Source organism: Bradyrhizobium sp. 186 (assembly GCF_023101685.1).
Classification (GTDB): Bacteria; Pseudomonadota; Alphaproteobacteria; order Rhizobiales; family Xanthobacteraceae; genus Bradyrhizobium.
Genome location: NZ_CP082164.1, coordinates 6,737,207 through 6,764,172, shown reverse-complemented (window position 1 = coordinate 6,764,172; position 26,966 = coordinate 6,737,207). Strand labels below are relative to the sequence as shown.

Here is a 26,966-nt window from a genome sequence, read left to right as displayed (position 1 = left end):
AGTGGCGAAGAGCGGCAACCCAAGGGTGGCCGGGACGTCCCGAAAACGTAACATTTCCGCAAGGAATGGGACGAAAAAGAGGCTGAGGACCAAAAAACCAGCAATCAGCTGGCCTTGAGCCCTCCGAGCGCCACGCCAGGGCAGGAATTACGGTTGAAACGGCGAAAACGGCCCGGAATATGTCTTCGCCCGCGGCGCCGCGTAGGGCCCGAGCCGGGACGTCTTCAGCCCCAACCGCACCAGTGATTCCGCCAGCGTCACCGCCGCGGCGACGCCATCGACCACGGGCAGGCCATGCGCGGCCGCGAGTTCGGCGGCGAGATCGGCCATGCCGGCGCAGCCGAGCACGATGGCCTCAGCGCGGTCGTCGCGGATCGCGGACGTGATTTCCGCCGAGATTTTGCCGAGCGCCTCGGTATTGCGCTCCTCGAGCGCCAGCACCGGGACCTCGGCGGCACGGACGCGGGCGCAGCGCTCGGCGAGGCCGTACTTCTTCAGATTATGCTCGATCGGGACGATGGAGACGCCGAGCGTCGTCACCACGGCAAAGCGCGCGGCAATAAGGCTCGCCATGTGGAAGGCGGCCTCCCCAATTCCGATCACCGGCGCCTTGGCAACGGCGCGGGCGGCATCGAGGCCGGTGTCGTCGAAGCAGGCGATGACGTGGGCATCCGCGCCGTCGCGGTCGGCCGCGCGGATGCAGCCGAGCATGCCGGGGACGGCAAAAGCTTCATCGTAAAAGCCCTCGATCGAGACCGGCCCCATCGTGGGCTGGCGCGCATCGATCACGGTGTCGGGCAGGGCGGCCGCGCGCGCGGCAGCGCCGATCTTCGCCGTCATCGACGCCGTGGTGTTGGGATTGACGACGTGAAGTCGCATCGGTTCAGACAAGTCCCTTGCCGGCGTCCGAGCCTTTGGCCGCCTGCCGCTTGTTCAGCATGTGGATGGTGCCGAGCGCAAGGGTGATTACCGCGAAGGAGACAGCGGAGATGATGGTGCCGAGCGCGTAGATGTCAGGGTTCGTCACTGTGGTGGTGAGGCCCTGGAGATCGAGCGGCAATGTATTCACCGCCCCGATCGCCTGGCTGGAGCGCGCGAGCTCGTCCCAAGACAGCGTGAAGCCGAACAGCCCGATGCCAATCACGGAGGGCAGGATGATCGGCAGCACGACATGACGGAAGGCCTGCCACGGCGTGGCACCGAGATCGCGCGCGGCTTCTTCCAGCCTGGGATCAAAGCGGTTGAAGATCGCGAACATGATGAGAAGGCCGAACGGCAGCGTCCAGGTCAGATGCGCGCCGAGGCCGGAGGTGAGCAGGCCCATCGAGGTCTCGAAATTCTCGTTCCAATGCGCCTTGATCAAATCGTCGATGATGCGGAATTCCAGCGAGATGCCGAGCGAGGTGATGATCGAGGGAACGATGAGGCTCGCGATCGCCGAGTAGAACAGGATGCTTTGCGCCTTGAATTTTCGGCGGAATGCCATGCCGGCAGCGACCGATAGCACGACGGTGACGGCCATCACCATGAGACCGAGCAGCAGCGAGCGGCGGAAGGCGGCGCCGAGGTCGACGATGCCGGTGCCCTGGAACAGTTTGGATAGCCAGTAGGTCGAGACGCCGTTCATCGGGAAGGTGAGGCCGCCCTGCGGCCCTTGGAACGACAGGACGTAGATCGCGATCATCGGGCCGTAGAGAAACAGCACATAGGCCGCGAAGAAGATCGCGAGAACATAGAAGCTGCGCGGGCGTCCCTCCGTCATCGCTTACAGCTCCTTCCTTATGTCGACGATGCGCGACATCATGGTGATGATCAGGAAGGTGATCGCGAGCAGGATCACGGCGTTGGCCGCTGCCGCGGGGAACTGCAGCGCGTTCACCCGCGTCTCGATGATCTTGCCGGCGGCGGCGATCTGCTGGCCACCCATCACGCCGATGGTGATGAAGTCACCCATCACGATGGTGATGACGAAGATCGAGCCGATCACGATGCCGGGCTTGGCCAGCGGAATGATGACGTTGACGAGCGTCTGGAAGCCGGTTGCGCCGGCGTCATAGGCAGCCTCGATCAGCGCCTTGTCGATGCGCACCATCGAATTGAAGATCGGCACCACCATGAAGAAGGTGAAGAGGTGCACCAGCGCCAGGACCACGGAGAATTCGGAGAACAGCAGCCATTCCAGCGGCTGGTTGATCAGTCCGCTCTTGACCAGTCCGGAGTTCACCAGCCCGTTGCGTCCCAACAGCGGGATCCAGGCGATCATGCGGATGACGTTGGAGGTCCAGAACGGGATCGTGCAGAGCAGCGACAGTCCCATCTGCCAGGTCTTCGACTTGACATGGAAGGCAAGGAAATAGGCGACCCAGAAGCCGATGAAGAGCGTGATCACCCAGACCAGGAAGCACAGCTTCAGCGTCATCAGATAGGTCTTGGCGATCGTGCAGAGATCGGGAAGCTGCGCGATGCAGCCTTCGAACGTGTCGGTGTAGCCGCGGCCCGAGAAGGCCGGCAGCAACTGATATTCGTTGTAATCCCAGAAGGAGACGATGACGACGAAGACCAGCGGAATGAGGAAGAAGGCGAGAAACACCAGCATCATCGGCCCGGCCTGGAGCCAGGAGATGAAGGAGGGCGCCAGGCGCGCCGGCTTGGTGCGGCGCGCCGTGTCGGATCCCCGGACCAGGTCCGGGGATTTCTGTTGCAGGATGTCCTCTGACGTATCCATCAGGCGGCGATGAACTCGTTCCACTTGCGGACCATGTAGTCGTTCTCGTCCATCACGGCGTTCCAGCAGGCGACGCCGCCCATGCGGTCTTCGTAGGAGCCGCCATCGCGCACGGCGCCGGCCTTTTCCAGCAGCGAACCGTCGGGCGCCTTGATGTCCTTCTCGGCCGGCTTGCCTTCCATCCAGTAGGCCCACTCGTAGGGCTCCATGTGGGCCTTCGCGGTGGAGAGTACGGCCGAGTAGTAGCCTTGGCGGTTGAGATAGGCGCCGGCATAGCCGGACAGGAACCAGTTGACGAATTCATAGGCCCATTCGAGCTTCGCACCGGAGACGCCCTTGGAGACGCAGAAGCCGGACGCCCATGAGCGGTAGCCTTCCTTGAGCGGTTGGAACGTGCAGGCGATCCCCATTGAGCGGACCTTTGTCACCGCCGGCGACCACATCGACTGGATGACGGTTTCGCCCGAGGCCATCAGGTTGACGCTCTCGTTGAAGTCCTTCCAGAAGGCGCGGAACTGGCCGGCCTTCTTCGCTTCCGTCATCACCTTCATGGTGAGGTCGATCTCTTCCTTGGTCATGTTGCCCTTGTCGGCATATTTGTACTTGCCGGAAGCTTCCACGACCATCGCGGCATCCATGATGCCGATCGAGGGAATGTTGAGGATCGAGGCCTTGCCCTTGAATTCGGGATTGAGCAGCTCGGACCAGGAGCCGATCGGGCGCTTGATCAGGTCGGGACGGATGCCGAGCGTGTCGGCGTTGTAGACGGTCGGAATCAGGGTGACGAACTCGGTGGCCGTCTTGGAGAACGTCTTGGAGTCCTTGCCTTCGAGATAGAGCACCTTCCAGGGCGCGGTACCCTGGTTGCCGATCTTCTTGCCGCCGGGCGTCTCACCCTTGGTGAACACCGGCGTGATGTTGTCGAATTGCTTGATCTTCCTGGCGTCGAGGGCAAGGATGTTGCCCGACGGGACCAGCTTCTTCAGCGAGAAATATTCGGTATCCAGCACGTCGAAGGAATTCGGCTGGGTCATCACGCGCTTGGTGACGTCGTCGGTGGTGGCGGTGATGTATTCGATCTTGATGCCGGTGTCCTTCAGGCACTGCTTCGAGATGTCGTCGCCCTCGTTCACGGCGGTGCCGAGATAGCGCAGCACCTTCGGCTCGGCCGAGTTCACATAGGGAAAGCCCGTGATGGCGCCTGAGCCGGCGGCAAGGCCGGCGAGACCCGCGGTGCTCTTGAGTAGCGTACGGCGGCTGACGCCGGTCTTCCCAGTGGTCTCGGTCATATCAGTCACTCCTCTGTTGCGCATTGTGATGTACGGGGGGCGCTATTGCAGGCGTTGCGCCTTGGCGGGATCCCAGGTGGCCAGCACGCGATCGCCCGGACGGAACGGATGGACGTCGAAGGCGGCCTCGGGAAGGTGGGAGAACAGGGCGGTGCCGTCGTCGAGCGTGAGCGAGACGGCGATATAGGAGCCCTGGTACTCGGTTTGTGTCAGCAGCGCCGGTGCGCCGAACGCGCCGTCGGCGAACGGCAAGATGCCGAGCTGATCGGCGCGCACGGCGATGAGCTGGCCGGAGTCGCTGAGGACGTTGTGGCCGCCGATGAAGCGCGCCACGAATTCGGTGCGGGGATGGTGGAAGATGTCGCGCGCGCTACCCTGCTGCTCGATCTTGCCGTGGTTCATCACCACGATGTGGTCGGCCAGCGCCATCGCCTCTTCCTGGCCGTGGGTGACCTGGATGAAGCTGATGCCGAGTTCGCGCTGGAGCCGCTTGAGCTCGCCACGCATCCTGACCCGCAGGAACGGATCGAGCGCGGACAGCGGCTCGTCGAGCAGCAGGATCTGCGGCTCGGTGATCAGCGCGCGGGCGAGCGCGACGCGCTGCTGCTGGCCGCCGGAGAGCTGCGCGGGGAGCCGGCCAGCATAGGGGCTCATGGCCACCAGCTCGAGCAGCTCGCCGGCCTTCTGGTGTCGGGTCTTGCGATCGATGCCGCGCATTTTCAAGGCAAACGCGACGTTGTCGATCACGGTGAGGTGCGGAAACAGCGCGTAGGACTGGAACATCATCGCCGTGCCGCGCTCGGCCGGGGGGAGATCCGTGACGTTCTGAGGGCCGAGGATGATGTCGCCCTCGCTGACTGCCTCGTGGCCCGCGATCATGCGCAAGGTCGAGGTCTTGCCGCAGCCGGAGGGACCGAGCAGGCAGCAATAGGTACCCGCGGGGATCTTCAGGTTGACGTTGTCGACCGCGAGCGTCGTGTCATAGCGCTTGGTGACGGCGACCAGTTCGAGAGCGGCGGGAGTGGCCATGGCGTGTCCGAGGCGAGGGCGATGCTCCGCCTCTCTCCGCAAGGTCCATGCCAATCGCCCCCGTCCGGCCAAAATTCAAAACAGTGCAGCGGACTCAGATCGTTAGATCGAATCCGGCGCAATTGGGCGGCTCGTCGCTTTCGCAGTTGCGTGCACACAAAACAGGCGCGGATTGTATAAAGTTTCGCCTGTGATTGGATACAGCTCGTCGATTAAGATTCGAGGCCATATTCGACGATCGAGCCTCACATCCATGGCTGCCAAGTCCCGACCGAAATCCGAGACGCCAGACGTGAGCGATCGCGTCAGCCGGATCCGGGAGGGCGTGACCGCCGCGATCCTCGAGCATCGCTTGCTGCCGGGCATAAAACTTGGCGAGGACGAGATCGGCGAGATCTACGGCGCGAGCCGCACCCTGGTGCGTACCGCGCTCCAGCAACTGGCGCACGAGGGGATCGTCAGCATCGAGAAAAACCGCGGTGCCTTCGTGGCGCGCCCCACACCCGCCGACGCGCGCGAAGTGTTCGAGGCGCGGCGCCTGATCGAGCCCACCATCGTCGATCACGCCTGCGACGCGGTCTCGCCGGCCTGGCTCGACCGCCTCGGTCGACATCTCGCTGAAGAGCGCGAGGCGGAATTGCGCGGCGACGCCCGCGCCTCGGTCCGGCTCTCTGGGGAGTTTCACCGCCTCGTCGCCGAGATGTCCGGCCACAGCATCTATCTCGGCTTCCTCAAGGAGCTGATCGCGCGCTCATCGCTCATCATCCTGCTCTACCGCCGTCACGACACGCCGGCCTGCGGCACCGATCATCATGCCGGGATCGTCACCGCGATCCGCAGGCGCGACAAGGCGGCTGCGCGCGCACAGATGCTGTCGCATCTGAGGGAGATTGAGGCCGAGCTGTTCCTGAAGGACCCAGCCGCCGACGAGTTGCGGCTCGCCGACGTGCTCGGCGTGTGAGCGCAACGAGGTGTCCGCACGCGGGAGCGGGGCCCTGGAATCTATTGCGGCTCCAATCCGAGTGTCTTGATCGACTCGAGCCAGATCGGCGCTTCCTTTTCGTAGAGCGCAACCGAGGATGCGCGATCCATTGCCGGCGAGTCGACCCCGAAGGCTTCGAGCAGCTTCTGCACACGCTCCGTCTTGCCGCCTTCGACCATCAGCTTGGCGAGCGTTTCGATCCGGTCTGTTGGTGTCGCAGCGGGCGCCACCAGCGTGGTGAAGCTGGTGAGCTGGAAGACCTTGCCGGTGACCCCTTGCTCGACGAACGTTTTGGTTTCGGGCAGCTTCTTCATGCGCACCGATGTCGGCACGGCGATCGCGCGGCCGACGCCGGTGTCGAGCACCGGAAGCGCGGCCTGATAGCTGCCGACCGCCGCCTGGATGACCCCGGCTGCAAAATCCTGCCACATCGGCGCTTCGCCGCGGTAATGCACGATGGAAATGTCGAGGCCGAATTGCCGGTTGAGCTCGGCAACGGCAATGTGCGCGAACGAGCCGATGCCGTACGAGCCGGCCGTGACTTTGTTGCGACGCGCATAGGCGACGAACTCTTCCAGCGTCTTTGCACCGGTGGCCGTATGGGCGACCAACGGCAGATGTCCCGAAGGCGTCAACGCGACGATTGAGAAATCCTTGTCCGGGTCGTAGGCCAGCGATTTCAGCAGCAGCCGGTTGCCGATCAGGGTGGACGAAATGGTGTACATCAGCGTGTAGCCATCCGCCGGTGAATCCTTCACCGATTGCGCCGCCAGCGCGCCGCTGGCCCCGGTTTTGTTCTCGACAATGACCGGCTGGCCGAGTTTCTGCGAGATGTAATCGCCATAGGCACGGGCGAACGCGTCGGTGATGCCACCTGGCGGAGTGGAGACGACGATCTTGATTGCCCGGGTCGGCCAGGCTTCTGCCCATGCCGTTTCAGCAGTGGCCAGCGTCAGGCATGCAATTGCGGCACCCAGGATTCTGGCGCATGTCCCCACTTTGGTTTCCCCTTTTCCCTGCGTCATTGGGCGACCGGCAGCCAGCCACCGCAAACAGGTGTCACACGGGCAAGAGAGGGCGTCAAGAAACACAAATACCGTTTCATATGGCTGTTCTAGCCAGCAGAAGGAGCGCTTGGCGCAGCAAGCTTTGCGACGAGCGACTCGGCAAGTGCGGAGGCGGCTTTCTTCATCGGCGCCGACCACGGTCGCGACGGGAATCGTGGCGTACTCGATGCTGGTCGCGGGCTTTGTGATACTCGGCGCCAAGCTCGCCCAGCGCTTCGGGGCGTTGCAGGTGTTCCGCGGCGCGGTCGCGCTCTTCTTCGTGTCGCAACTGATGATGAGGTTCAGCCCGACGGCGACGATCATGATCTCGGCGCAAGCGCGCTTGGGCCCGAGGTGCAGGACAAGAAGCGGCAGGTGCTCGCCGGTACCGACAGGGTCTGCGCGCTGGCAGGGAAATACGGCATCAAGACTGCGTTCGGCACCGACATCCTGTTCTCGCAGGCGCTGGCGGAACGGCAAGGCGCGATGCTGGCCGCGCTTTCAAGCTGGTACACGCCAGCTGAAGCGCTGGCCATGACGACGTCGACTAATGCCGAATTGCTGAGCCTGTCGCTCGGCGTGGTCTGTCATGCCGCGATGCACTGCGATTGACCTTGGGGAACTTTGCCGGGCTTCCCGCTCCGGCTATATGTTGTCGCTCTGTCATCGAACTGTCATGTCATCGTAAATGCTGAAGTCAGACGCAACGCCGGCCCGCAAAACTTCGAGCGCGATGGACGGGAACCCTGTCCCAAAGGACAGTAAGAGGGCGCAATACGCCGCCGGCCTCCTCAGGCAACGTGAACTCGCCGATCCCGGCGCGGAACCGACGTTCTTCAAGGGCGCCGTGGTTGATCAGACGCCGTCGCAAAGCGCGACGCCTGCACCAGAACTGTCCAACGGTGCCGCGCGTCCCGTGGGTGAGATCGAACTCAAGCTTACTCGTCGATGCCGATCTCATGGCGCATTTCAACGCCGCGCCGATCATCGCGATGAATGCGCGGAGCAAGGGCACACGCAAGCATCTCAAATCTGTCTACTATGATACCCCGGAGCGGACGCTTCGTCGCAACGGCTTGAGCTTGCGCGTTCGTCAGAGCGGCGCTCGTTTCGTGCAAACCGTGAAGACCGACGTCGCGGACGACCCGCTGCGCCGTGGCGAGTGGGAGGCGAGCGTTCCCTCGCTTGCCCCCGATCTGGCCCTCGCGATGCCTTTCATTCCGGAGAAGCTTCGCGCGAGTCTCGAAGCGCAGCCGCTCGAAGCGGTCTTCACTGCAGACATGCATCGCCACGCGCGTATCATCGATCTGCCGTCCGGGACGGTCGAGGTCGCGTTCGACCGGGGCGTCCTCGCGGCGGGCGATCGATCGATGCCGGTGAGCGAGATCGAGCTGGAGCTCAAGGGCGGCAGCACCAGCACGATCTACGAGATTGCGCTGCGGCTTGCGGAACATGGGGCGGTGAGGCCGTCCATCCGCAGCAAGTCGGCGCGCGGCTTCGACCTTGTCGCCGGCACGGCACCATCGGCACGGCGACCGCGAAAGCTCCGTCTCGAACCGTCGATCACGCTCGATGAGTCCTTCGCGGCGATCCTGCGATCCTGCTTCCATCATCTGCTTCAGTCGCTGCCGGCCGCCGCGGACGGCCGCAACCCGGAAGGCGTTCATCAGCTTCGCGTCTCGCTGCGCCGGCTTCGATCGGCGCTCGATCTGATGCGATCGGCGGGCGCGTTGAGCAATCTCGCCGCGCTGCGGTCGGAAGCTAAATGGCTGGCACAAAATCTCTCCGCCGCGCGCGACTGGGACGTCTTCCAGCTCGAGACGTTGCCGACGATCGCAAAGGCCTGTCCCGCGGTTGCCGGCTTCGACGCACTGGACCGGGTCGCGGCGAAGTGCCAATCGGACGCCTATCGCAAGGCGCATCACGCGCTCGACGATCGCCGCTGCGCCATTTTCCTGATCGGCCTCGGTGGCTGGATCGAGACGCGTGGCTGGCGCAACGACGTCGCTGCCGAAGATCTCGGCCAGTTCGCCGAACCCGCAGTCAACTTCGCGGAGCGCATCCTGTCGGAGCAGTATGCGAAGGTGCTCAAGCGTGGCCGCCGCTTCAAGTCGCTCGGCGTGGAAGACCTGCACCGCTTGCGGCTCGCGACGAAGCGGCTGCGCTATCTCGGCGAGTTCCTGCTGCCGTTGTACGAGGATCGCAAATCCGCCAGAAAGTTCTCCCGCGGGCTCGCCGCTTTGCAGGAGCAGCTTGGCGCCTTCAACGACATGGCGATCACGGCTTCACTGCTCGACGGGCTCGCTGCCGAAGCGCCCGACAGCGCCACTGCTGCTGCGGCGATCGCCGGCTGGCAGGCGCGCGCATCGGTCGACGTCCAGCCGTCCCTGCGAAGCGCGTGGCGCGATTTCACCACCGCGCGCGTGCCGTGGTCGCAGCAAGCCCGGCAGGAATGATCGCGTTTGCGCCTCGAAAAAAGTTGCGGCCAGCCATTGGGGGATGGCTGGCCGCGCGCGAACCGGTCTGGGACGGGGAGGGGTGGGGATGTGACCGGGTCGCGTAACTCTATCCTTCGAAACTACTGGTCCTTGGCGCTGGCGGTGGAGACCGCCGGCCTGGTATCGCCGAGCGAGACCCAGACATTGGGATCGCCCTGTGACTGGCGCTTGACGAAGCGATAGCCGGTCTCCGTCCAGGCCACGACGTTCTCGTTCTGATTGTCGAGAACGAACTCGCCCTTGTCGGTCTTCACCGTCAGCACCGCGTGTCCTTCGCCCTTCTTGTCGCGCACGACGGTGATGAGCAAGGCCTCGCGCGGCCACCCGGCATCGATCAGCATCTTGCGCTTCAACAGCACGTAGTCTTCACAGTCGCCGTAGCCGTCTGATGGTAGCGACCACTTCTCGATCACGCCCCAGTGCTCCTGATCGGTCAAAGGCTTCACGGTCTCGTTGACCCAGCGATTGACCTTGGTCAGGTCGCGCCATGCGGCCTGCGACATCACGATGTCGCGCGGCTGCGTCGGCCCGCCCTGGCACTGAGCGGCATTCTCAGAACAAAACTCGACCCAGCCGATCGGCGCACGGGTGGTGTCGCCGAGGCTCGCGTAGAGCAAGCGGCTCTCGCCGGCTTGCGCTGTCGCGCCGATCCCGAAGAGCATGGCGGCCAGCGCCAGCCCTTTCCCCTGTCCCCTGAAATCGAACATCGTGGCCCCCGTTTCTTGTTGGGACCACATTTCGCACGGAGCTTTTGAGTTGCCGCTAAATCGGCCAAGTCAAGTCGAGACGAATGCAAGTAAAACGAGCGACTAATTCGATCTATACTTGAATATAATTCGAATAAAATTCTATATTACTGCAATTGATTCAAATTGTAGGGATTAACGCGGAAACGTCGGCGGAACCGGTGTTTCCATGCGCCAGCAGGCCGCGCATTAACCCACGCAAGGCCCGTCGCGACGCATGAAAAAGGCGGCGTCCGCATCGCGGAGGCCGCCTTCAGGGCTGGAAAAACAGGGGTTTTGGAGCGCTTCCGCTTTACCGCGCGGTAACGCTCTCTTCGAGAGTCTCGATCGGCTGCGAGTGCATGAACTCGAGCGCGAAGCCGTCTTCGAGGTTTCGGACAACGCGGCCCTGGACCCGGCCGAGCAAAACCGTCGATTTCAGCGGCGGGCGGTTCTCCGCGGCAATCGCCGCGCCGGACAGCGAGAGGTCGATGATGCGGCAGGTCATCTTGGTGCCGTCTTCCAGGGTCAGCACCGCGATCGGGTTGCGCGGCACGATACGGTCGTGGCGGCGGTCCTCCGGCAGATTGAGAATGTCGCGGTTGGCGAGCCAGGTGAGCTGGGCGGCGAGCTTGTCGCGCTTGCGCGGTGTCGCCCCGACCGTCATGGCGAAGCCGTTGTCGATGATCCGGGTGATCTTGCCCTCGACGCGGCCGATATGGTCGAGATAGGCCACCACGCGGTCGCCGACATTGCCAATGCCGGGCGCCAGCAGCGCGAGCCCGCCCGGCGACATGTTGATCACCTGGCAGGGGAATTCACGGCGGTCCGGCAGCATGTAGCGGCCGAGCAGGTGCACTTTCACCCGCTGGAAACGCCGACGTTCCTCGGCGGCCGGAAGAAATTTTTTGTTCGCCAACGCCATTTTCACTACCCGACCCCCCGCCCGGGCGGAGTCCGGAGGACCGTAAGGCGCATAGGGTTAATGCCGCGTTATGATTTCGCGCGACGATTACGAACAGAAACAATCCGCTCGAAAAGCCACGTCAGCGGCGGGCAGGCCAACACGGTCAGCGCGCCGAGATCGAGCGCGATGGCGGCACTCCCCACCGATTTGGCGAGCCATCCTGCCACCGCCGGCCCCAGCATCATCGCGGCATAGAAGAGGGTGTAGAACATGCCCATGCCGATCGCGCGGGTCTCCGGCGCCAGCACACGCGCCGCCAGGCTCATGATCGGGCCGGCCGGAAGGCCGCCGATGAGCCCGATCAGGACGAGGGCTGCGATCACCGCCTCGGTCCGGGCCAGCCAGGCCAGCAGCAGGGAAACCACGAGGCTCGCCGCGATCGCCAACACGAGCGGCCGTTTGGTGCGATCGGCGAGATATCCGCCGGCCGGTACCGAGACCACCGACAGCCACATCACGAGACTGATCGCCGAGCCGGCCGCGGCAATGCTCCAGCCGCGCTCGGCGAGCAGCGAGGGTCCGAACGAGAAGATCATGGCGAAGCCGACATTATAGAGGCCCCAGATCGCGCCCGCGACGATCACCGCCAGCAGCGCCAAGGGATCAAGACGTGCCGAGCCAGCCGTCGTCGCGCTTGCTGCCGGTGGCGGCTGGTAGAATGCGATCAGCAGAATGCCGATGGCGGTCAGCGCACTGCCGGCCAGGAACACGGCGCCCGCACCATAGGCGGTGCCGAGCGCCGGCAGCACCAGCAGCGAGATCGCAACGCCTGCCGGCCAGGAGTTGACGAAAATCGCCATGGCGGTGGCGATCTCCTTGCCGGCAAACCAGTCGGTGCCCATCTTGGTCAGCTGCACCGTGAGCAGCACGCCGCCGGCGCCGGAGGCGAGCCGGCCCGCCATCTGCCAGCCCCAGACGTCGGTTGCGGCCATGACGAGGCTGCCGGCTGTCATCAGCAGCAGCGCCGCGATGGTCGTCGGTTTGTCGCCAACGGTCCGGCCGATCGCGCCGCCGGGCAGTGCCAGCACGACGCCCGGCGTGAAATAGAGTCCGATCAGGATGCCGATATCGGCGAGGCCAACGCCGAACGTTTGTTGGAGCAGCGGCGCGACCGCGGCCACGCTCTGGAACTGAAATGCGATAGTGAGGCGAACGACGAACAGGATCGCAAGAATGCCCCAGCGATTGCGCAATGCTTCATCTCCCCGGCTGCCGCGGCGAGCGTGCGGTGGCGAGCCGCCGGAGTCAACGGACCGTGTCGTAACGCTGCGCCCTCACGCCTTCTTCCCCGCGCGCTGATTCAGCAGAAGCAGCAGCGCCAATAGCACCGCGGCCGACAGCCCGAGCGACCAATGGATGCCGATCGCCGCGCCGAACAGTCCCACCGTGATGCCGCTGAAGGCGCGCATCCCGAGCCCGGCCATGTTGTAGAGGCCGATGACGCGGCCGCGGATGTCGTGCGGCGCATTCAACTGAACCAGCGCCTGCGCCATGGTGTTGAACGACAGCTCGAAGAAGCCTGCAAAAAACAACAGTACGATCGCGACCGGGTAGATCCGCACCGATGCGAAGCCGAGCAGCGCCACGCTCCAGAGCATCGCGAGCATGATCGCGGTGCGCGGCGTGCCCTTGAGCCGCCCCCACGATTCCAGCGCGATGCCGGCGAGCAGCGCGCCGGCGGCGTCGGCCGCGAGCAGCACGCTGTAGGACACGCCGGGATCGCCATGCCCGAGATCGCCGGCAAAGCCCGGCATCTGGGCGTGATAGGCGTTGCCGATCATGAAGGAGGTGAGGCCGGCGAGCCACGTCATCGCTGTCAGCACCGGCTGCGTGCCGATGGCGCGGATGGTCTCCATGATATCGGCGAGGCCGCGCACGGCGAAGCGCCGCACCGCGACGCTCTTGTCCCGCACCGGCGCCCACAACAGCCAGATCAGCATCGGCAGGTAGAACAGCGTGTTGAAGACGATGCCGTGCGAGGTGCCCAGCGTCAGCATGATGACGCCGCCCACTGCCGGCCCGACCAGGATGCCGAGATAGCGTGCCATCGCGTTCAGCCGCACCGCACTCGGCAGGTCGGCGGGACCGACGAGGTCGTAGAGCAGGAGCTGGTTCGGCGTCTGCCACAGCACGCCGGCGCAGCCGTGGATCACGAGCAGCAGCATCGCGTGCCACATCTGGATGCTGTCGGTGATGAAGAAAAAGCCCCATCCGCTCGAGGCCACGATGAACAGCACCATGCCGCACTGGATGATGCGGCGCGGATCGAACCTGTCGGCGAGCCCGCCGACCGCGACCGAGAACAAGAGAAACGGCAGCCAGTGCGACAGCACCGCAAAACCCGCCAGCGCCGGCGAATGGAATTTCTGGAACACCACCCAGTAGCTGATCACATGCTCGATGTTGTCGGCCATCATCGCCAGCACGTAAGCCACGAACTGGAGGCGGTAAGGCACGGACTTCATGGCCGCGAACGAGCCGGACGCGACCACGGGATTTTGGGGAAGGGGGTTCAATCGATCACCTGGGCAGGACTTGGGCCGTCCCTACACGGTCGCCGATGAGTGCTCAAGACACTTGGGTGTGTTGGGTAGTGCCTCTAGCCTGTAGTCCGGGTGAGCGAAGCGACATCCGGGACTGCCGGCTCCGCATTCCGAGCTGCTCGATGCGGGCTACGAAACTGCAGCTTGGCATCAGCGCACCTCCCGCATACGCTGCTCTCAACCCGCGCCATCAATCATAACAAGCGGGCAGCGAGGACACACCATGGAGCAAATCCGCGTCTGCACCCATGCGGGGCCGGGTACAGAGCCCGTCATCCGGACCGTGCCGTGGCCGAAGGTCGGCAGGAAGGGCGCGCTGATCAAGATCGGGGCTTGCGGCGTCTGCGGCACCGACCTGCACATCCTCAAAGGCCACTGGCCGAAGCCTTTGCCCTGGCCGTTCACGCTCGGCCACGAGCTCGGCGGCGTCATCGTCGAATGCGGCGATGAATTCACCGAAGACTTCATGAGCAAGCCGCTGAAGGTCGGCTCGAAGGTGATGATCCCGCCGCTGATGCCTTGCGGCCGCTGCTACTACTGCATCCACTATCCGCAGACCGCCAACAAATGCCTGACGCCGGTCTATTACGGCCGCTATCTCGGCTTCGACAAGGCGCCGCATCTGTGGGGCGGCTGGGCCGAATATGTCTATGTCGATCTCGACATGTTGCCGGGTACCAAGATCTACAAGCTGCCCGACGACATGTCGCTGCGGCTGGGCGCGCTGTCCGAGCCGCTGACCTCCTGCATCCGCGCCTTCAACCGCGCGAGCCGCGCCGGAGGCTTCACCTGGGGCGATACGGTGGTGATCCAGGGATCGGGTCCGATCGGCATCCTTGCTGTTGCGGCCGCACAGGAAATGGGGGCTGGGCGCGTCATCTGCGTCGGCGCGCCGGAAGAGCCACGGCTCAAGCTCGCGCGCGCGTTCGGCGCGGAGGCGACGGTGAACATCGATGAGCTGAAGTCGCCGCAGGACCGTATCGTGCGCGTGCGCGAGATCGTAGGCGGTTTCGGCGCCGATCTCGTGATGGACTGCTCGGGCCATCCGACCGCCGGCCCCGAAGGCATCGAGATGCTGCGCGACGGCGGTACCTATGTCGAGATGGGCCAGTTCACCGACGCCGGCGGAATCGAGACCTCATGGCACCGCATCTGCACCAAGGACCTCAACGTGCTCGGCTCCTGGGGCTTTACCGGCAACGATCTACCGCTCGGCGTCGACATGCTCTACCGCACGCGCGGCAAATATCCCTGGCTGAAGATGCAGGCGATCTATCCGTTCACGGAAGAGGGCGTTGCGCAGGCCGTCAGCGACGCGCTGGCGATGAAGACGGTGAAGTCGACGATCGTGCCGTGGCCGGAATTGGTGGAATAGCCGATGTCATCCATCCCTCACGATCTTGCGACGTTTCTGGTCGAAGCCAAGCGGCGCACCTATGCAGGGCTTGACGACGACGCCACCGTGGCCGCTCCGCTGCTCGCCGGCTCAAAGCAACTCGAGCATCGTGCTCCGCCCTATGTCTATCGCGACATCTATTTCGGGATGGGATTCTTCGTCGGGCAGGAGACCGTGTCGCGGGATGATCGCGTCGTCTGGTCGATGAGCTACAGCGGTGGCGCCCGCGCGGAGATCACGGATCGAGACACCTTCCACGCGATCTACAAATTCCTGCGCCAGGCGCTGCTGGCCGTCCGTGCCGAGGAGTCCTATCGGGGACCGCGCCTGTTCGAGCAGGCGGACATGATCTACCGCAACGAGTTCGAAGGCTCGCTCGATCGCTTCCACGGCATCGAGACGATCTCGCGGCAGAATGGCGCGTTGCTTTACGAGCTGCGCTATGGTGGCGGCCTGTTGCGATAATTCGCGAACCTTGTAGCCCGGATGAGCGAAGCGATATCCGGGAGTGTTTGTGGAAGAAGCTTTCCCGCATATCGCTTCGCTCATGCGGGCTACCGGCGTTTGGAATGAAAGACACCTATGATGGAAGAACAGACAACCGAACCAGGCCAACGCGCGCGCTCGCCCTTCAGCGCCATTCGTGCGATCGACTACACCGTCATTTTCGTCCGCGACATGATCGCGATGCGCCGCTTTTACGAGGATGTCCTTGCCTTTCCGCTGCTGCGCGAGCTTTCGCCAAACTGGATCGAGTACGGCGTGGGCAGCAACACGCTGGCCCTGGCGAAGCCGAGCCGGACCGCCACTGACGCGCCGATCCCGCACGGCAGCGACTCGCTTCAATTGGCCTTCAAGGTGTCCGCGGCCGAAGTCGACCAGTGCGCCGGCGAGCTCGTGCGGCAGGGCGTGGCACCGCTGTCTCCACCGACGAACCAGTCCTTCGGCCACCGAACGTTGTTCTTTCGCGACCCCGACGGCAATCTCCTGGAGGTGTACGCGGAGATCTGAGAGCGGCGCTCGACCAGCTACAGCCGACATCGGCGACCGTGAAAATCCTCCGATGAAGCACTTCCCCGACTGGTCGGGAACATCGGCTTCGGTGAAGCCTCTCCGCTACGCGACGCAGATACCCGGCACCGCGACCTTCTGGAACAGGTGCGGCGAAGCGACGGCCGAGGACGGATAGGCCGAGAGCTTCGCCCTGAACTCGGGATGCGTGAACGCAGCCCGGAAGTCCGCGGTCGATTCCCAGACGGCACAGTTGAGATAAGTCGGGCTTTCGCCGATCGCGCGGTGAAGCTGGGTCGAGATGAAGCCCGCCTGCCGTTTCATGAACGCGGCATCGACCTGCCAGGCATCGAGGAAGGTCTGCTCGTCCGCCTTGTCGAGTGTGAAGAGGTTCACCAGCACGATGGAGGTGGCATCGATCGCGATCTGACGGTCGATCGGGAAGGCAGGATCAAGAGGGCGCATGAGCGGCATGACGGTCTCCGTTGCTATTGGTTGCATGATGTCAAGTTGATATGATGGAGACATAATGTATTGACATCATAATGTCAATATAGGTATAGGATGACATATGCGCAACACCAAGCGGACGCCAGCCGGCGATGCCTTGACTGATCTCATTCTCGACCTGTTCCGGCTCAACAGCCGAATGCTTGCCGCCGGAGACAGGCTGGTCGCCGAACTCGGCCTGACCAGTGCCCGCTGGCAGATCCTCGGCGCCATCGTCACTGCCGAACGTCCTCAGCCCGTGGCGTGGCTCGCGCGCGATCTCGGTGCCAATCGCCAGAACGTGCAGCGGATCGTCAACGATCTGCACGAGGAAGGGTTGGTCGCATTCGAGACCAACCCGCATCACCGGCGGGCACAACTTGTCGTTCTGACCGACAAAGGAAGAGCGGCCTTCGACGCTGCCATGCGCTTGCAGGGCCCCTGGATCAGCAGCCTCTCGGACGGGCTGTTGGTCAAGGACATCAAGACAGTCCACCACGTCATAACGGCGTTGCGAAGAAAACTGGAAGGCACCGACGAATCTGAAGAGCAGTCCTGAACGTTAGGGCACGCTTGCGGTCTCTATCCACTGGCTGAGGGCGGTCCTGATCTTGGCTTTGCTCGGCTCAGGCTTGTTACCCGCGATGACTATGAAAATCCGCTGCTTTGGCCCAAAGGCTCTCTATATGCAGCAAAACGGCCCAAAAACGCTGGATGTAGTGGGTCGGGGCAACGGTAAGCTTATTCTCGGCGTCGCCAAAGCCATGCGTCATAGGCATGGTGATTTGCCTGCGCTTGGCGTAAAGAGCATCCAAATCAAATCACCACGCGTGCGGCCGGACCATCTGCCGCGCATGAGCTTCAGGTCGCGCGGCTCGATGTTCCGCGCCTGGACCAACCAAGGTTTATCCCGTGTCTTTTCCGACCATGAGTCCGCCGCTCGCCCGAGCTTTGGCCGAGCGCAACTACGACCGTCCGACCCCCGTTCAACTCGCCGTGCTCACGGAGGAAGCCGCCGACCGCGACCTTCTGGTTTCGGCCCAAACCGGCTCCGGCAAGACCCTCGCCTACGGGCTAGCCATGGCAAAGGATCTGCTTGATAGCGCCGAGCGGTTCGAGCGCGCCGGCGCGCCGCTCGCGTTGATCGTCGCACCGACCCGCGAGCTTGCCTTGCAGGTCCATCGTGAACTTGCCTGGCTGTATGAACATGCGGAGGGGCGGGTTGTCTCCTGCGTCGGCGGCATGGATCCGCGCCGCGAACAACGCGAGCTTGCCGCGGGCGCCCACATCGTGGTCGGGACGCCCGGCCGGTTGTGCGATCATTTGCGCCGCGGCCGTCTCGACATCTCGGAATTGAAGGTTGTCGTCCTCGACGAGGCCGATGAAATGCTCAATCTCGGTTTCCGCGAGGACATGGAGTTCATCCTCGAGACCACGCCGGAGACGCGCCGCACCTTGCTGTTCTCGGCAACGTTTCCGCGCGGCATCGTGGCGCTGGCCAAGCAATATCAGCAGCAGGCGTTTCGGATCGAGGTCGCGGGTGACGAAGGTGGTCACGCCGACATCGAGTACCGCGCCATCCGGGTCGCTCCCGGCGATGTCGAGCATGCGGTCGTCAACGTCCTGCGTTTTTTCGAGTCGCCGAGCGCGCTGGTGTTTTGCAACACGCGAGATGCCGTCAGGCATTTGCAGGCGGCGTTGCTGGAGCGCGGCTTCTCCGTGGTGGCGCTCTCGGGCGAATTGACCCAGAACGAGCGCACCCAGGCGCTTCAGTCGTTGCGGGATGGACGTTCCCGCGTCTGTGTGGCGACCGATGTGGCCGCGCGCGGCATCGACCTGCCGAGCCTCGACCTCGTCATTCACGCGGACCTGCCGAATGACGCAGAGGTCATGCAGCACCGCTCGGGCCGCACCGGCCGCGCGGGACGAAAGGGCGTCAGCGTCCTGCTGGTGCCGCCCATACGACGGCGGCGCGCGGAGGTGCTGCTGAATCTGTCCGGCATCGACGCCGTCTGGGGGACAGCGCCTCAGGCGGATGAAATCCGCAAGCTCGATCACGAGCGCATGCTGAAGGATGCGCTGTTTAGCGAGGAGACGACCGCCGACGATCTGGTCCTGGCGCAGGCATTGTTGGCCGAGCGATCGCCCGAGGATATCGCCGCGGCGCTCGCGCGGCTTTATCGCGCGCGACTGCCATCGCCTGAAGACATCATCGATCCCGGCGAGCGAAGCGGCCGGCCGCGTGATGATCGCGGCCGCAACGATGTCCGCACGCCGCGCGACGATGTCCGCACTTCGCGCGGCGATGATCGCCCTGCCGGGCCGCGATCGAAGACGGGGAAATCCTCGCCGCGTCACGGCATGGCGGAGTCCAGCGTATGGTTCCGGGCCAACATCGGACGACGAAAGAATGCGGAAGCGCGCTGGCTCTTGCCGATGATTTGCCGTCGTGGAGGCATTGACAAGGGCGACATCGGCGCCATCCGGATCATGGACACCACGACCGAGTTCGAAATTTCCGAGCGGGTCGCGGAATCCTTCGCTGCCAAGATCAAGCGTCCGGACAAGGAAGACAATATCCGCCTTGAGCCGATGGCGAATGCGCCGCAGGGCCAAGTGCCGTCGGAGAAGCGGCCGCACGCGCCTCGGCGCGAAGCCGGCGAGGCCGATGACGGTGCTCGTCGAGGCGATCACGCCCATGCCGCAAGAGGACCGAAGCCGCACGGCAAGCCTCACGGCAAGAGCGGCTCGAAATTCGGTGACGGGCCGACCTTCGGAAAGAAAAACAAACATCGGGACAAGCCCGGTCAAGCAACCGAGTGGTCAGCGAAAGCTTCATCTGGCAAGAAGGCAAAGAAGAAGCATCGCGGCTGATCCGTCGCCGCGGGAATGCCTGGCAACCGAAAATTGCCGGCGCGCCCTGACCAGAACGAATGAACGCCGCTGGCGCGAGCCGGCGGCGTTCCTGCAAGATCGTGTGGGCTCAGCGGCCACCGCCACCGCCGCCTCCGCCGCCACCTCCACCACCGGCATCACGCATCGCGGAATTGTAGCGCGGATCGGTCTGCTTCATGTAGATCGGCGAGGTGTCGCGATTGGCGGCGCGCCGGCCGGGCTGCTGCTGCGGCACTTCAACAAAGCCGGCGCAGCCCTCGAAGAAGGCCATGTCGCAACCATAGGTCCGCAACTGCACCGCGTTGGCGCTGGTCGCGGTGCAGGCGGTCGTCGCAACGCATGCAATGAAAGCAACTTTCGACAATGTGAGTCTCATGGAAATTCTCCAGCCTCGGTCTGGCGAGACCGGAACGGCTCGCACAGTCCTTCGACGAAAGCAGATCGAAGCCGGTTCGAGGAGGTGGTTTCACGCCCGCGTGAGCCGGGCGGCCGGCGAGGGGAGATTACCTGTCGGCGAGGTCGCGGAGCATGTAGGTCGCGCTCGCGCCGTAGGATTCGAGCTTTTCCCGCAGCTCCGCGTCGGCTGTTACGGGCCGAAAGCCGAAACGCTCCCACAGTGGCCGCGTGACGTATACCGAAACGAGCGCAAGCATCGCGATGCCTGATACGCGCGCGAGATCCTCGATTATTGCGACATAAGCGCGCGCCACGCCGCCGCGACAATCGGGCAGCACGGCAACGTCGTGCACGTAGAGGCAATCCGCATCACCGGGCAATGTTTCGAGGAAGCCATTGAGCGGCGGGACCTGCTGCTGCATCCAGGGATGCGAAAGCCCGTAGCCCACGATCTCATTGTCCGCGACGAGCGCGAAGCAGCCATCTGGATATAGCCGCATCTTCTCCGCGAACACTTCGGCTCGTTCCGGAAGATCGGGGTGGATGCGCGCCGCGATCGCGATGATCGCCGGCAACTCGGACGCGCATGCGTGGCGCCAATGCGGCTTGCTCATATCGTTCCGTCTCATCCATCCTAGTTTATTCCGTCGCGAAGACGCGCGCAGCCAAAAATATGCTTGCCGCCGTCTCAGGAATACGACGCCTCGCGCGGCGTCCTACCCATGCAAGCCAATTGCATGACAGGAGATACCATGACGACATCGCCGATCCGCCTCGCACTCACGCTCGCAGCGTCGCTCGCGATCATCCCCGCGGCGTTCGCCGCGACGCCGACCAAGACCGGCAAGACCGACAAGGGCAACGTGCTCACCGATGCCAAGGGCATGACGCTCTACACTTTCGAGAAGGACAGCGAAGGCAAGTCAGCCTGCAACGGCCCCTGTGCAACGAACTGGCCGGTGCTGAAGGCCGAGGCCAGCGACGCAGCCGGCGAGGGCTACACCGTCATCGCGCGCGACGACGGCTCCAAGCAATGGGCCTACAAGGGCAAGCCGCTCTATACCTTCACCAAGGACCAGAAGCCCGGCGACGTCACCGGCGACGGTTTTCTGAACGGCGCCTGGCACCTGGCGATGCCGTGATGGATCGCTAGCGCGGGACCGGTGGGTTACATCGACTGGACCGCGTGCTCGCTTCACCTCTCCCGCTAGCGGGCGCTTGCGGGGGAGGCAATCGCATAGCTTGCTTGGGTGGCTGTTCGAGGGTCCAAGATCCTGGAAGTCTAGGATATTGCCGCGAAACAAGGCCCATCCTGAGGAGCCATCAGCGCCACGATGAAGTTGTGCCGCTGTTTTGCCCGACGTGTCAAATGTCTTCCCGACGCCGCTCGACAGCACGCCGGCCGGCGGGCCTTCTACTTTGCATGGGGTTGTTTTCGATATTTTTGTGGGAGCGCGCGAGATGCACGCGGGCGCGCACCTGCTTCGCGGCGGCAAGCAGTTCCGGCGCTGCGTCCTGACCAGCTTTGCTGGCTCGAAACACGAGACGTCCGGCTGCCCGCCTTGTAATCGACGGATTCGTAGCCACTTCGAGCTGAGATCTTGCCGAAAGGGCATTTCGATGAAGTTCCGTGTCGGATTCGAAATGCTCTACGATTTCCCGCAGGCAACACCGATGATCATGGTGCTGGGCACGCATTTCACGCGCGCCTCGGATGTCATCGTGCCGGACTTTGTCACCTCCACGCCTGCGGTCGAGATCACACCCTATCGGGACTTGTTCGGCAATTGGTGTAGCCGCATGGTCGCGCCGGCCGGTCGCATGCGCCTTGCGGCGGACGGCGTCGTTCGCGACAGCGGTCTGCCCGACCCGGTGTTTGCCTCGGCCGTTCAACACAGGATCGAAGATCTGCCGTCCGATACGCTGGGCTATCTGCTCGGCAGCCGCTACTGCGAGACCGACCGGCTTTCGGAGATCGCCTGGAAGTTGTTCGAGAAGACGCCTCCAGGTTGGGCGCGGGTGCAGGCGATCTGCGATTTCGTTCACCGCCACATCGACTTCGGCTACGAACATGCGCGCGCCACCAAGACGGCGTGGGAGGCGTACCAGGAAGGCAAGGGCGTTTGCCGCGACTATGCCCATCTGGCCATTGCGTTCTGCCGCTGCATGAACATTCCCGCGCGGTATTGCACCGGGTATCTGAGCGACGTCGGCACGCCGCAGCCTTGGGCGGTGGGCGATTTCGCCGGCTGGTTTGAGGCCTTCATCGGCGGGCGCTGGCACACCTTCGATCCACGCAACAACGTGCCGCGGCAGGGGCGCATTCTGATCGCACAGGGGCGCGATGCCTGCGACGTTCCGATTACGCAGACTTTTGGCCCGAACAAGCTGGTCAGCTTCAAGGTCTGGACCGACGAGATCGCGTAAGGGCCGGTCATTTCCGTTGGGCGGCGAGCCTGGCTCACGCAGCCGGCGCCGGCACCAGTCCATAGCGCAGCATCGTCTCTTTCATCTTCGCGGGGTCGGGTGGCGCGCCGGCCGACAGGAGCGCGGCCATCTCGGTGAAATATTGTGGTCCCAGCACCCCGGGGCTCAGGATGCACAGGCAGGTCGCCGGCCTCGTCGAACGGTTGGTAAAGCCGTGCACGATGCCGCGCTTGATGAAGACTGAGGCTCCGGGGGCGAGATCGTTTTGCTGGCCGTCGATCGTCCAGGTCGAGACGCCGGACAGCCCGTAGATCGTTTCGTCCCAGCGGTCGTGATAATGCGGGATCGGCATCCGCGCATTCGGCTGCAACGTCATTTCGAAGATATCGACGCTGCCGCCGGTGTCATCCTTGCTGTGCAGGAAGCGGAGCTGAAGCGAGCCGAAATTGATGATGTCGGGCATGGTCGTTTCGTCCAGGTGAGAGGCCGCATCGAGATCGCGGCGCTCGCTCACGTCGAAACGAGAACTACCGCAGCCCCCTCATACACCATCAGCCCGCGAGCGACCGGCCAATTTGTCGCACAGGGACCGTTGCAGGCCGACCTGCCGGTTGCGCAAGCGGCAGAACATTCCGGCTCAAACGGCTCCGGGATCGAGCCTCTGAATAGCTCGCCGGTGCTGATCTCAAGTTGGCGCATGCAATTGCAGCAACTTTAAAGACGCAGGATTCTCTCTGCGCCGCTTCATCGCAAGATTCGAATTAATTCAAATTGAGAGTCCGAAAGCGAACCGAAGCTTCGACCTTCGTCGGTCATAGTTGGCTCCGGCAGGGGGCGAGAGCTGCATATCCGCAGCAGCATCCCACCATCGTGAAAATAGGGGCACTGGTGTCCCGGTGCAGTAAGCACCTGGACGCGTCGGGGAGTCTTCAATCCATTATCTAGTTTCGCTTGAAAGGATGAAAGCCCGTGAGTGATGTTAATGTGAAAGCCGAGACGAATGCCGCTCCGCTGAATGGGACGGCGAACGGAAATGCAAACTTCAAATTCGACGTACCGTTTTTCAACATCCAGGCGATCTTCGGCGATCTCGCCGCGCCGGCCGCCACACGGGCCAAGGCAAATTTCGAGCAGATGAAGACGACTTCCGAGGAGATCACCGAAGCTCTCTGCGACGCCTGTTCGACCAATGCCAAGCGTGCCGCCGATTACGGCACGAAGGTCATCGAAATATCCAACGCCAATACCAGCTCCGCGCTGGAATTCCTCTCCCAGCTTGCAGACGCGAGGTCGTTTGCGGACCTCGTGAACCTCTCCTCCGCTCACGGCCGCAAGACCTTTGAAGCGGCTTCCGCCCAGAACCGGGAGCTTTGGGATCTGGCCCAGAAGGTCGCGAGTGAGACGGCCGAGCCGATCAAGAACAGCTTCAACCGGGTTCTGCATAGGGCTGCTTGAATCGAAGCTACTGGCCACGTGGATCGGCTGGACGAGCGTCTTCGCGAGAAGAGACGCCGTCCAGCCGGTGGCGGCCATCCCTCGCTGTGAGGTGATGCCAAGCTGGAGGAAATCAGGATGGGTATGGTGATGATCAAGTGCCCCGAAACGGGAAGCTCCATTCCGACGGGCATCGAGACGGATCGCGAAAGGTTCCGATGCAGTGCAGTCTTTTTTTCGCGCACCTATTGCAGGATATGCGCGGCTACGCACGAGTGGTTCGCCAGAGAGGCCTGGGTCTACGAAACGGTCTTGGCCAACGGGAATTCCGGGGGCAGGCGGTCGTCCGGCGTCGACGCGGCGTGAAGGACCCTCACGGCATCCTGCGAAACGATCCGATTGATCTTGCGGCTCATCACCTTGTAGCATTCGCATGCGAGGCCCTCGAGCCGCCGCCTGTCGATCTCGAGTTGGCCGCGCCGACTGGATTTCACGGCCCTTGATGTTCGAAGTGCACTCACGACGTGCGTGACCGTGGTGCGTCGGACGCCGAGCAATTGCGACAACGTTTCCTGCGTCAAGGGTAGCACGTCACCGCCATTCGTCCGATCGTGAATGTGAAGCAGCCAGCGGGCTAAGCGGGCTTCGACGGAGTGCAGCGCGTTGCAGGCAGCGACGTGCTGGAATTGCGTCAGCAGCGCCCTGGTAAGAAGCTGAACCGCATTTGCGAGGGCGGGACTGCGTTCGAGCGCCGCGTGAAATCGCGCAGGCGAGATCTGCAGTGCGGTCCCGGCCACGCGGACAACCGCAGTCATGGGTGACCGGCCGGGGCCGAGCGCCGACATAAGGCCGACGGCGCCCTCGTTGCCGATCACGGCGGTTGCGGCCGTCTGTCCGTTCGGCAACTCCATGATGAGGGCGATCGCGCCGCTGCAGGGGAAGTAGAGGTGTTCGATCCGGTCGCCCGATCGAACGAGTACTACGTCGTGCTGGAGGGGTACTTTCCGCAAATACGGTGCAAGCAAAGCGAAATCGGCCGGCGGTAACGCAGCTAACAAGCGATTACCAACTCTGGTCGCGTGCTCCATCACGGGAATCTTCCCTCGACGGAGGCCCGGTGGCTAGCAAACGCATCTTGTCCGGCCGAGCCGCTTTGCCGCGCAGACGCTTGCCACGGCAAACGCATAAACGCGCCTCAACACGTAAGGTTCCAATCACGGATCGCAAGCCTGCATGGGCCGGCGCGTCTGACTGCGATGAAGATCGGGCGGTTTGCAAACGCTGCGCGCCCTGACACGAGGGTTACTCCTACCTCAACCCCTCATACACCATCAGCCCGCGTGCGATCTGCAATTTGCGGATCGTGCGTGGCAACAGTTTTTCCGGCTGGTGCAGATAGCGCCAGGAGGTGAGGGTGAACGCACCGAGCGCGCCGCATTCGTCGTCGAACGGAGCGAGTACGCCGGTGACGCTGACAGGCGTGTGCGGGCGGGCGTTGAAGGGCAGCAGCAACAGTTCGAGATGCGACTTGCTACCGTCCTCGCGCGCAGCGGTGAGGCCGGCGATGGCGCCGAGCGTCTCGTCGGCGACGATGGTGGTGATCTCCTCGATCTCGCGGCGGCTGGCTTCGGTGAACAGCGCCGCAAAGCTTTGGTCTTTGAGGTCGAGCCCGGCAAGCGCGCAGACGCGCGTGCCGGCGACGCGAAACGGAAAGCCGAATTTGGGTTCGCAGGATAGCACGAAGATGTCGCCGAGCAGGCCGCGGACGGCGGCCGGGTCGATGTCGGCCCTATCAGGTGCTCGCGCGGTGCCGCGTTTCCTGTCCCAATACGTGAAGAACTCGCGGCTCGACTTATGTTTCATGACTGAACGCTTACCCCGGGGGCGCAACCTCGTGGGACAGACCTGTCCCGCTTCAGTGCACCCGCGATCCCTTTGGTTGTTGTGCAGGAGGGGATTTGCAGCGTCCATGCCGCCGGGGCGTTTTCGGACCAGTTGGCGCCGCCTTTGCGTCGTTAACGTTAAATTAACTATGCGTTTTGCGTCCGCCGCGCCCCTGCTATGGTGACCGCGGTCGCAAGCCTCGCCGCTTTTATCCAGGTTCTCGGCGAGGCCTGGCAGTTTGGTCACTGGCCGCGGGGAGGGGTGGGGATACTCCTTATTCCTCCGGGTGCCGGAAGGCCGACACGGACAGGGAGGGCTTTCCCAGAGCCCTCCCTTTTCCTTTTGTGCACTTGCAGAGGGTGGGCAAAGGCGACTATCTCCAAGCCTGCCGCTCTGATCGCGCCTGAAAGCGAAGCCCCCTTGGATTCCCCACCGAACCCCCCGCCGGATGCACCGGCCGTCGTCGAGGAGGCTCCGCGCGAGCCGATCCTGACGCTGCCGGCGGCGTTGACCGCCTATATCGTCCTGTTGGCGGTGATCCATCTGCGGATCCTGCTGCCGCCGGAACTGGAGAATTGGACCATCGACGTCTTGGGCTTCATCCCGAAGCGCTACGATTCCTCGCTGCTCAATTTGCAGATCCCGGGCGGCACCGGCGCCAAGGTCTGGACCTTCGTCACCTATTCGCTGCTGCACGCCAACCTGACCCATCTCGGCTTCAACGTGCTGTGGCTGTTGCCGTTCGGCAGCGCGTTGGCGCGGCGCTTCGGCGCGATACGGTTCTTCCTCTTTCTCGCGGTGACGGCAGCGGCCGGCGCGCTCGCCCATCTCCTCACCCATGAGCACGCGGTGGCGCCGATGATCGGCGCCTCAGCCTCGGTGTCGGGCGCGATGGCGGCGGCGATACGGTTCGCCTTCGTGCGCGGCAGCTTCCTGTCGTTCAGCCGTTCGGACGCCGAGACTGCGGCAAAGGTTCCGGCGCTGCCGCTGTCGCGGGCGGTGCGCGACGGGCGGGTAGTCGGCTTCCTCGCGGTGTGGTTCGGCGTCAACATCATCTTCGGTATTGGCGCCCTCGGGATCGACCCCGAAACCACCAGCGTGGCCTGGCAGGCGCATATCGGCGGCTTCTTCGCCGGCCTGTTGCTGTTCGCGCTGTTCGATCCCGTGCCGCGTGTGCGAAGCGATGCTGCGGATGCGTCATCACAGGACATTTCAAACCGTATTTGAAGC

The 26,966-nt window shown here is 63.6% G+C and carries 26 protein-coding genes and 2 pseudogenes; 12 read left to right on the top strand and 16 right to left on the bottom strand.

Annotated elements, in window-relative coordinates:
* Nucleotides 1-147 precede the first annotated feature (147 nt).
* Genes IVB18_RS32675 through IVB18_RS32655 form a run of 5 tightly spaced genes read right to left on the bottom strand, consistent with a single transcriptional unit; the run spans nt 148 to nt 5,043 of the window.
* A complete protein-coding gene (locus IVB18_RS32675) occupies nt 148-879 on the bottom strand; it encodes an aspartate/glutamate racemase family protein (RefSeq protein WP_247991789.1) in 732 nt (243 codons plus the stop codon).
* A 4-nt stretch (nt 880-883) separates the two neighbouring features.
* Nucleotides 884-1,762 carry an ABC transporter permease gene (locus IVB18_RS32670; protein ID WP_247984441.1) on the bottom strand — a complete coding sequence of 293 codons (879 nt, stop codon included), beginning with the start codon at nt 1,760-1,762 and terminating at the stop codon, nt 884-886.
* Nucleotides 1,763-1,765: 3 nt separating this feature from the next.
* On the bottom strand, nt 1,766-2,725 hold the full coding sequence (locus IVB18_RS32665; RefSeq protein ID WP_247984440.1) for an ABC transporter permease: 960 nt from the start codon (nt 2,723-2,725) through the stop codon (nt 1,766-1,768).
* Nucleotides 2,725-4,014 (bottom strand): PotD/PotF family extracellular solute-binding protein, encoded by a 1,290-nt coding sequence (locus tag IVB18_RS32660; RefSeq protein ID WP_247984439.1) that lies wholly within the window; start codon nt 4,012-4,014, stop codon nt 2,725-2,727. Before IVB18_RS32660 ends, IVB18_RS32665 begins: the two co-directional genes overlap by 1 nt.
* A gap of 42 nt (nt 4,015-4,056) precedes the next feature.
* Nucleotides 4,057-5,043, bottom strand: coding sequence for an ABC transporter ATP-binding protein (locus IVB18_RS32655; RefSeq protein ID WP_247984438.1), 987 nt, complete (start codon nt 5,041-5,043; stop codon nt 4,057-4,059).
* Nucleotides 5,044-5,296: 253 nt separating this feature from the next.
* On the opposite strand from IVB18_RS32655, the gene IVB18_RS32650 reads away from it, so the two are divergent.
* Nucleotides 5,297-6,004, top strand: a complete 708-nt coding sequence (locus IVB18_RS32650; protein WP_247984437.1) for a GntR family transcriptional regulator — start codon at nt 5,297-5,299, stop codon at nt 6,002-6,004.
* 41 nt (nt 6,005-6,045) lie between these two features.
* Here the strand turns inward: IVB18_RS32650 and IVB18_RS32645 are convergent, their stop codons facing one another.
* On the bottom strand, nt 6,046-7,395 hold the full coding sequence (locus IVB18_RS32645; protein WP_247984436.1) for a tripartite tricarboxylate transporter substrate binding protein: 1,350 nt from the start codon (nt 7,393-7,395) through the stop codon (nt 6,046-6,048).
* 9 nt (nt 7,396-7,404) lie between these two features.
* On the opposite strand from IVB18_RS32645, the pseudogene IVB18_RS32640 reads away from it, so the two are divergent.
* Both IVB18_RS32640 and IVB18_RS32635 read left to right on the top strand, forming a co-directional pair.
* A pseudogene (locus IVB18_RS32640) lies at nt 7,405-7,644 on the top strand (amidohydrolase family protein); the annotation flags it as partial.
* A gap of 115 nt (nt 7,645-7,759) precedes the next feature.
* Nucleotides 7,760-9,527 (top strand): annotated as a pseudogene (locus tag IVB18_RS32635) (CHAD domain-containing protein).
* Between the two features lie 122 nt (nt 9,528-9,649).
* Here the strand turns inward: IVB18_RS32635 and IVB18_RS32630 are convergent.
* From IVB18_RS32630 to IVB18_RS32615, 4 genes are all read right to left on the bottom strand, one after another.
* Nucleotides 9,650-10,276: a transglutaminase-like cysteine peptidase gene (locus IVB18_RS32630; RefSeq protein WP_247984435.1), complete on the bottom strand. Its 627-nt coding sequence runs from the start codon at nt 10,274-10,276 to the stop codon at nt 9,650-9,652.
* Nucleotides 10,277-10,607: 331 nt separating this feature from the next.
* On the bottom strand, nt 10,608-11,219 hold the full coding sequence (locus tag IVB18_RS32625; protein WP_247984434.1) for a PilZ domain-containing protein: 612 nt from the start codon (nt 11,217-11,219) through the stop codon (nt 10,608-10,610).
* 68 nt (nt 11,220-11,287) lie between these two features.
* On the bottom strand, nt 11,288-12,454 hold the full coding sequence (locus IVB18_RS32620) for an MFS transporter (RefSeq protein ID WP_247984433.1): 1,167 nt from the start codon (nt 12,452-12,454) through the stop codon (nt 11,288-11,290).
* Between the two features lie 81 nt (nt 12,455-12,535).
* Nucleotides 12,536-13,777: an MFS transporter gene (locus IVB18_RS32615; RefSeq protein WP_256476480.1), complete on the bottom strand. Its 1,242-nt coding sequence runs from the start codon at nt 13,775-13,777 to the stop codon at nt 12,536-12,538.
* Nucleotides 13,778-14,027: 250 nt separating this feature from the next.
* On the opposite strand from IVB18_RS32615, the gene IVB18_RS32610 reads away from it, so the two are divergent.
* The 3 genes from IVB18_RS32610 to IVB18_RS32600 all read left to right on the top strand — a co-directional run bounded on the left by IVB18_RS32610 (nt 14,028) and on the right by IVB18_RS32600 (nt 16,211).
* Nucleotides 14,028-15,179 carry a zinc-binding dehydrogenase gene (locus tag IVB18_RS32610; protein ID WP_247984432.1) on the top strand — a complete coding sequence of 384 codons (1,152 nt, stop codon included), beginning with the start codon at nt 14,028-14,030 and terminating at the stop codon, nt 15,177-15,179.
* A gap of 3 nt (nt 15,180-15,182) precedes the next feature.
* Nucleotides 15,183-15,665: a DUF5680 domain-containing protein gene (locus IVB18_RS32605; protein ID WP_247984431.1), complete on the top strand. Its 483-nt coding sequence runs from the start codon at nt 15,183-15,185 to the stop codon at nt 15,663-15,665.
* 117 nt (nt 15,666-15,782) lie between these two features.
* Complete coding sequence (locus tag IVB18_RS32600) at nt 15,783-16,211, top strand: VOC family protein (RefSeq protein ID WP_247984430.1); 429 nt, start codon at nt 15,783-15,785, stop codon at nt 16,209-16,211.
* Nucleotides 16,212-16,316: 105 nt separating this feature from the next.
* Here the strand turns inward: IVB18_RS32600 and IVB18_RS32595 are convergent, their stop codons facing one another.
* Nucleotides 16,317-16,685, bottom strand: coding sequence for an antibiotic biosynthesis monooxygenase family protein (locus IVB18_RS32595; protein ID WP_247984429.1), 369 nt, complete (start codon nt 16,683-16,685; stop codon nt 16,317-16,319).
* Nucleotides 16,686-16,782: 97 nt separating this feature from the next.
* On the opposite strand from IVB18_RS32595, the gene IVB18_RS32590 reads away from it, so the two are divergent.
* Nucleotides 16,783-17,259, top strand: coding sequence for a MarR family winged helix-turn-helix transcriptional regulator (locus IVB18_RS32590; protein ID WP_247984428.1), 477 nt, complete (start codon nt 16,783-16,785; stop codon nt 17,257-17,259).
* A gap of 368 nt (nt 17,260-17,627) precedes the next feature.
* Nucleotides 17,628-19,574, top strand: a complete 1,947-nt coding sequence (locus IVB18_RS32585) for a DEAD/DEAH box helicase (RefSeq protein WP_247991787.1) — start codon at nt 17,628-17,630, stop codon at nt 19,572-19,574.
* Nucleotides 19,575-19,683: 109 nt separating this feature from the next.
* Here the strand turns inward: IVB18_RS32585 and IVB18_RS32580 are convergent, their stop codons facing one another.
* The gene (locus IVB18_RS32580; protein WP_247984427.1) at nt 19,684-19,971 is read right to left on the bottom strand and encodes a hypothetical protein; all 288 of its coding nucleotides are present in this window, start codon (nt 19,969-19,971) and stop codon (nt 19,684-19,686) included.
* Nucleotides 19,972-20,098: 127 nt separating this feature from the next.
* Complete coding sequence (locus tag IVB18_RS32575) at nt 20,099-20,605, bottom strand: GNAT family N-acetyltransferase (RefSeq protein ID WP_247984426.1); 507 nt, start codon at nt 20,603-20,605, stop codon at nt 20,099-20,101.
* A 138-nt stretch (nt 20,606-20,743) separates the two neighbouring features.
* On the opposite strand from IVB18_RS32575, the gene IVB18_RS32570 reads away from it, so the two are divergent.
* Together IVB18_RS32570 and IVB18_RS32565 are read left to right on the top strand one after the other, a co-directional pair.
* Nucleotides 20,744-21,133, top strand: a complete 390-nt coding sequence (locus tag IVB18_RS32570; protein ID WP_247984425.1) for a hypothetical protein — start codon at nt 20,744-20,746, stop codon at nt 21,131-21,133.
* A gap of 478 nt (nt 21,134-21,611) precedes the next feature.
* Nucleotides 21,612-22,418 (top strand): transglutaminase family protein, encoded by an 807-nt coding sequence (locus IVB18_RS32565; RefSeq protein ID WP_247984424.1) that lies wholly within the window; start codon nt 21,612-21,614, stop codon nt 22,416-22,418.
* Nucleotides 22,419-22,452: 34 nt separating this feature from the next.
* On the opposite strand, the gene IVB18_RS32560 is transcribed toward IVB18_RS32565, so the two are convergent.
* Nucleotides 22,453-22,881 carry a cupin domain-containing protein gene (locus IVB18_RS32560; RefSeq protein ID WP_247984423.1) on the bottom strand — a complete coding sequence of 143 codons (429 nt, stop codon included), beginning with the start codon at nt 22,879-22,881 and terminating at the stop codon, nt 22,453-22,455.
* Between the two features lie 506 nt (nt 22,882-23,387).
* On the opposite strand from IVB18_RS32560, the gene IVB18_RS32555 reads away from it, so the two are divergent.
* Nucleotides 23,388-23,873: a phasin gene (locus IVB18_RS32555; protein ID WP_247984422.1), complete on the top strand. Its 486-nt coding sequence runs from the start codon at nt 23,388-23,390 to the stop codon at nt 23,871-23,873.
* A 278-nt stretch (nt 23,874-24,151) separates the two neighbouring features.
* Here IVB18_RS32555 and IVB18_RS32545 read toward each other — a convergent pair whose 3' ends face one another.
* Nucleotides 24,152-24,943 (bottom strand): Crp/Fnr family transcriptional regulator, encoded by a 792-nt coding sequence (locus tag IVB18_RS32545; RefSeq protein ID WP_247984420.1) that lies wholly within the window; start codon nt 24,941-24,943, stop codon nt 24,152-24,154.
* Nucleotides 24,944-25,160: 217 nt separating this feature from the next.
* Nucleotides 25,161-25,715 (bottom strand): PAS domain-containing protein, encoded by a 555-nt coding sequence (locus IVB18_RS32540; RefSeq protein ID WP_247984419.1) that lies wholly within the window; start codon nt 25,713-25,715, stop codon nt 25,161-25,163.
* Between the two features lie 441 nt (nt 25,716-26,156).
* On the opposite strand from IVB18_RS32540, the gene IVB18_RS32535 reads away from it, so the two are divergent.
* Nucleotides 26,157-26,963, top strand: coding sequence for a rhomboid family intramembrane serine protease (locus tag IVB18_RS32535; protein ID WP_247984418.1), 807 nt, complete (start codon nt 26,157-26,159; stop codon nt 26,961-26,963).
* Nucleotides 26,964-26,966: the final 3 nt, after the last annotated feature.

What these genes read in the sequence shown, in the direction of transcription:
- IVB18_RS32570 (WP_247984425.1), top strand. Translation starts at nt 20,744, where the DNA reads ATGACGACATCGCCGATCCGCCTCGCACTCACGCTCGCAGCGTCGCTC.
- IVB18_RS32540 (WP_247984419.1), bottom strand. Translation starts at nt 25,715, where the DNA reads ATGAAACATAAGTCGAGCCGCGAGTTCTTCACGTATTGGGACAGGAAA.
- IVB18_RS32625 (WP_247984434.1), bottom strand. Translation starts at nt 11,219, where the DNA reads ATGGCGTTGGCGAACAAAAAATTTCTTCCGGCCGCCGAGGAACGTCGG.
- IVB18_RS32595 (WP_247984429.1), bottom strand. Translation starts at nt 16,685, where the DNA reads ATGCCGCTCATGCGCCCTCTTGATCCTGCCTTCCCGATCGACCGTCAG.
- IVB18_RS32565 (WP_247984424.1), top strand. Translation starts at nt 21,612, where the DNA reads ATGAAGTTCCGTGTCGGATTCGAAATGCTCTACGATTTCCCGCAGGCA.
- IVB18_RS32660 (WP_247984439.1), bottom strand. Translation starts at nt 4,014, where the DNA reads ATGACCGAGACCACTGGGAAGACCGGCGTCAGCCGCCGTACGCTACTC.
- IVB18_RS32610 (WP_247984432.1), top strand. Translation starts at nt 14,028, where the DNA reads ATGGAGCAAATCCGCGTCTGCACCCATGCGGGGCCGGGTACAGAGCCC.
- IVB18_RS32600 (WP_247984430.1), top strand. Translation starts at nt 15,783, where the DNA reads ATGATGGAAGAACAGACAACCGAACCAGGCCAACGCGCGCGCTCGCCC.
- IVB18_RS32590 (WP_247984428.1), top strand. Translation starts at nt 16,783, where the DNA reads ATGCGCAACACCAAGCGGACGCCAGCCGGCGATGCCTTGACTGATCTC.
- IVB18_RS32655 (WP_247984438.1), bottom strand. Translation starts at nt 5,043, where the DNA reads ATGGCCACTCCCGCCGCTCTCGAACTGGTCGCCGTCACCAAGCGCTAT.
- IVB18_RS32665 (WP_247984440.1), bottom strand. Translation starts at nt 2,725, where the DNA reads ATGGATACGTCAGAGGACATCCTGCAACAGAAATCCCCGGACCTGGTC.
- IVB18_RS32580 (WP_247984427.1), bottom strand. Translation starts at nt 19,971, where the DNA reads ATGAGACTCACATTGTCGAAAGTTGCTTTCATTGCATGCGTTGCGACG.
- IVB18_RS32560 (WP_247984423.1), bottom strand. Translation starts at nt 22,881, where the DNA reads ATGCCCGACATCATCAATTTCGGCTCGCTTCAGCTCCGCTTCCTGCAC.
- IVB18_RS32670 (WP_247984441.1), bottom strand. Translation starts at nt 1,762, where the DNA reads ATGACGGAGGGACGCCCGCGCAGCTTCTATGTTCTCGCGATCTTCTTC.
- IVB18_RS32605 (WP_247984431.1), top strand. Translation starts at nt 15,183, where the DNA reads ATGTCATCCATCCCTCACGATCTTGCGACGTTTCTGGTCGAAGCCAAG.
- IVB18_RS32675 (WP_247991789.1), bottom strand. Translation starts at nt 879, where the DNA reads ATGCGACTTCACGTCGTCAATCCCAACACCACGGCGTCGATGACGGCG.
- IVB18_RS32645 (WP_247984436.1), bottom strand. Translation starts at nt 7,395, where the DNA reads ATGATCGTCGCCGTCGGGCTGAACCTCATCATCAGTTGCGACACGAAG.
- IVB18_RS32585 (WP_247991787.1), top strand. Translation starts at nt 17,628, where the DNA reads ATGAGTCCGCCGCTCGCCCGAGCTTTGGCCGAGCGCAACTACGACCGT.
- IVB18_RS32630 (WP_247984435.1), bottom strand. Translation starts at nt 10,276, where the DNA reads ATGTTCGATTTCAGGGGACAGGGGAAAGGGCTGGCGCTGGCCGCCATG.
- IVB18_RS32575 (WP_247984426.1), bottom strand. Translation starts at nt 20,605, where the DNA reads ATGAGCAAGCCGCATTGGCGCCACGCATGCGCGTCCGAGTTGCCGGCG.
- IVB18_RS32650 (WP_247984437.1), top strand. Translation starts at nt 5,297, where the DNA reads ATGGCTGCCAAGTCCCGACCGAAATCCGAGACGCCAGACGTGAGCGAT.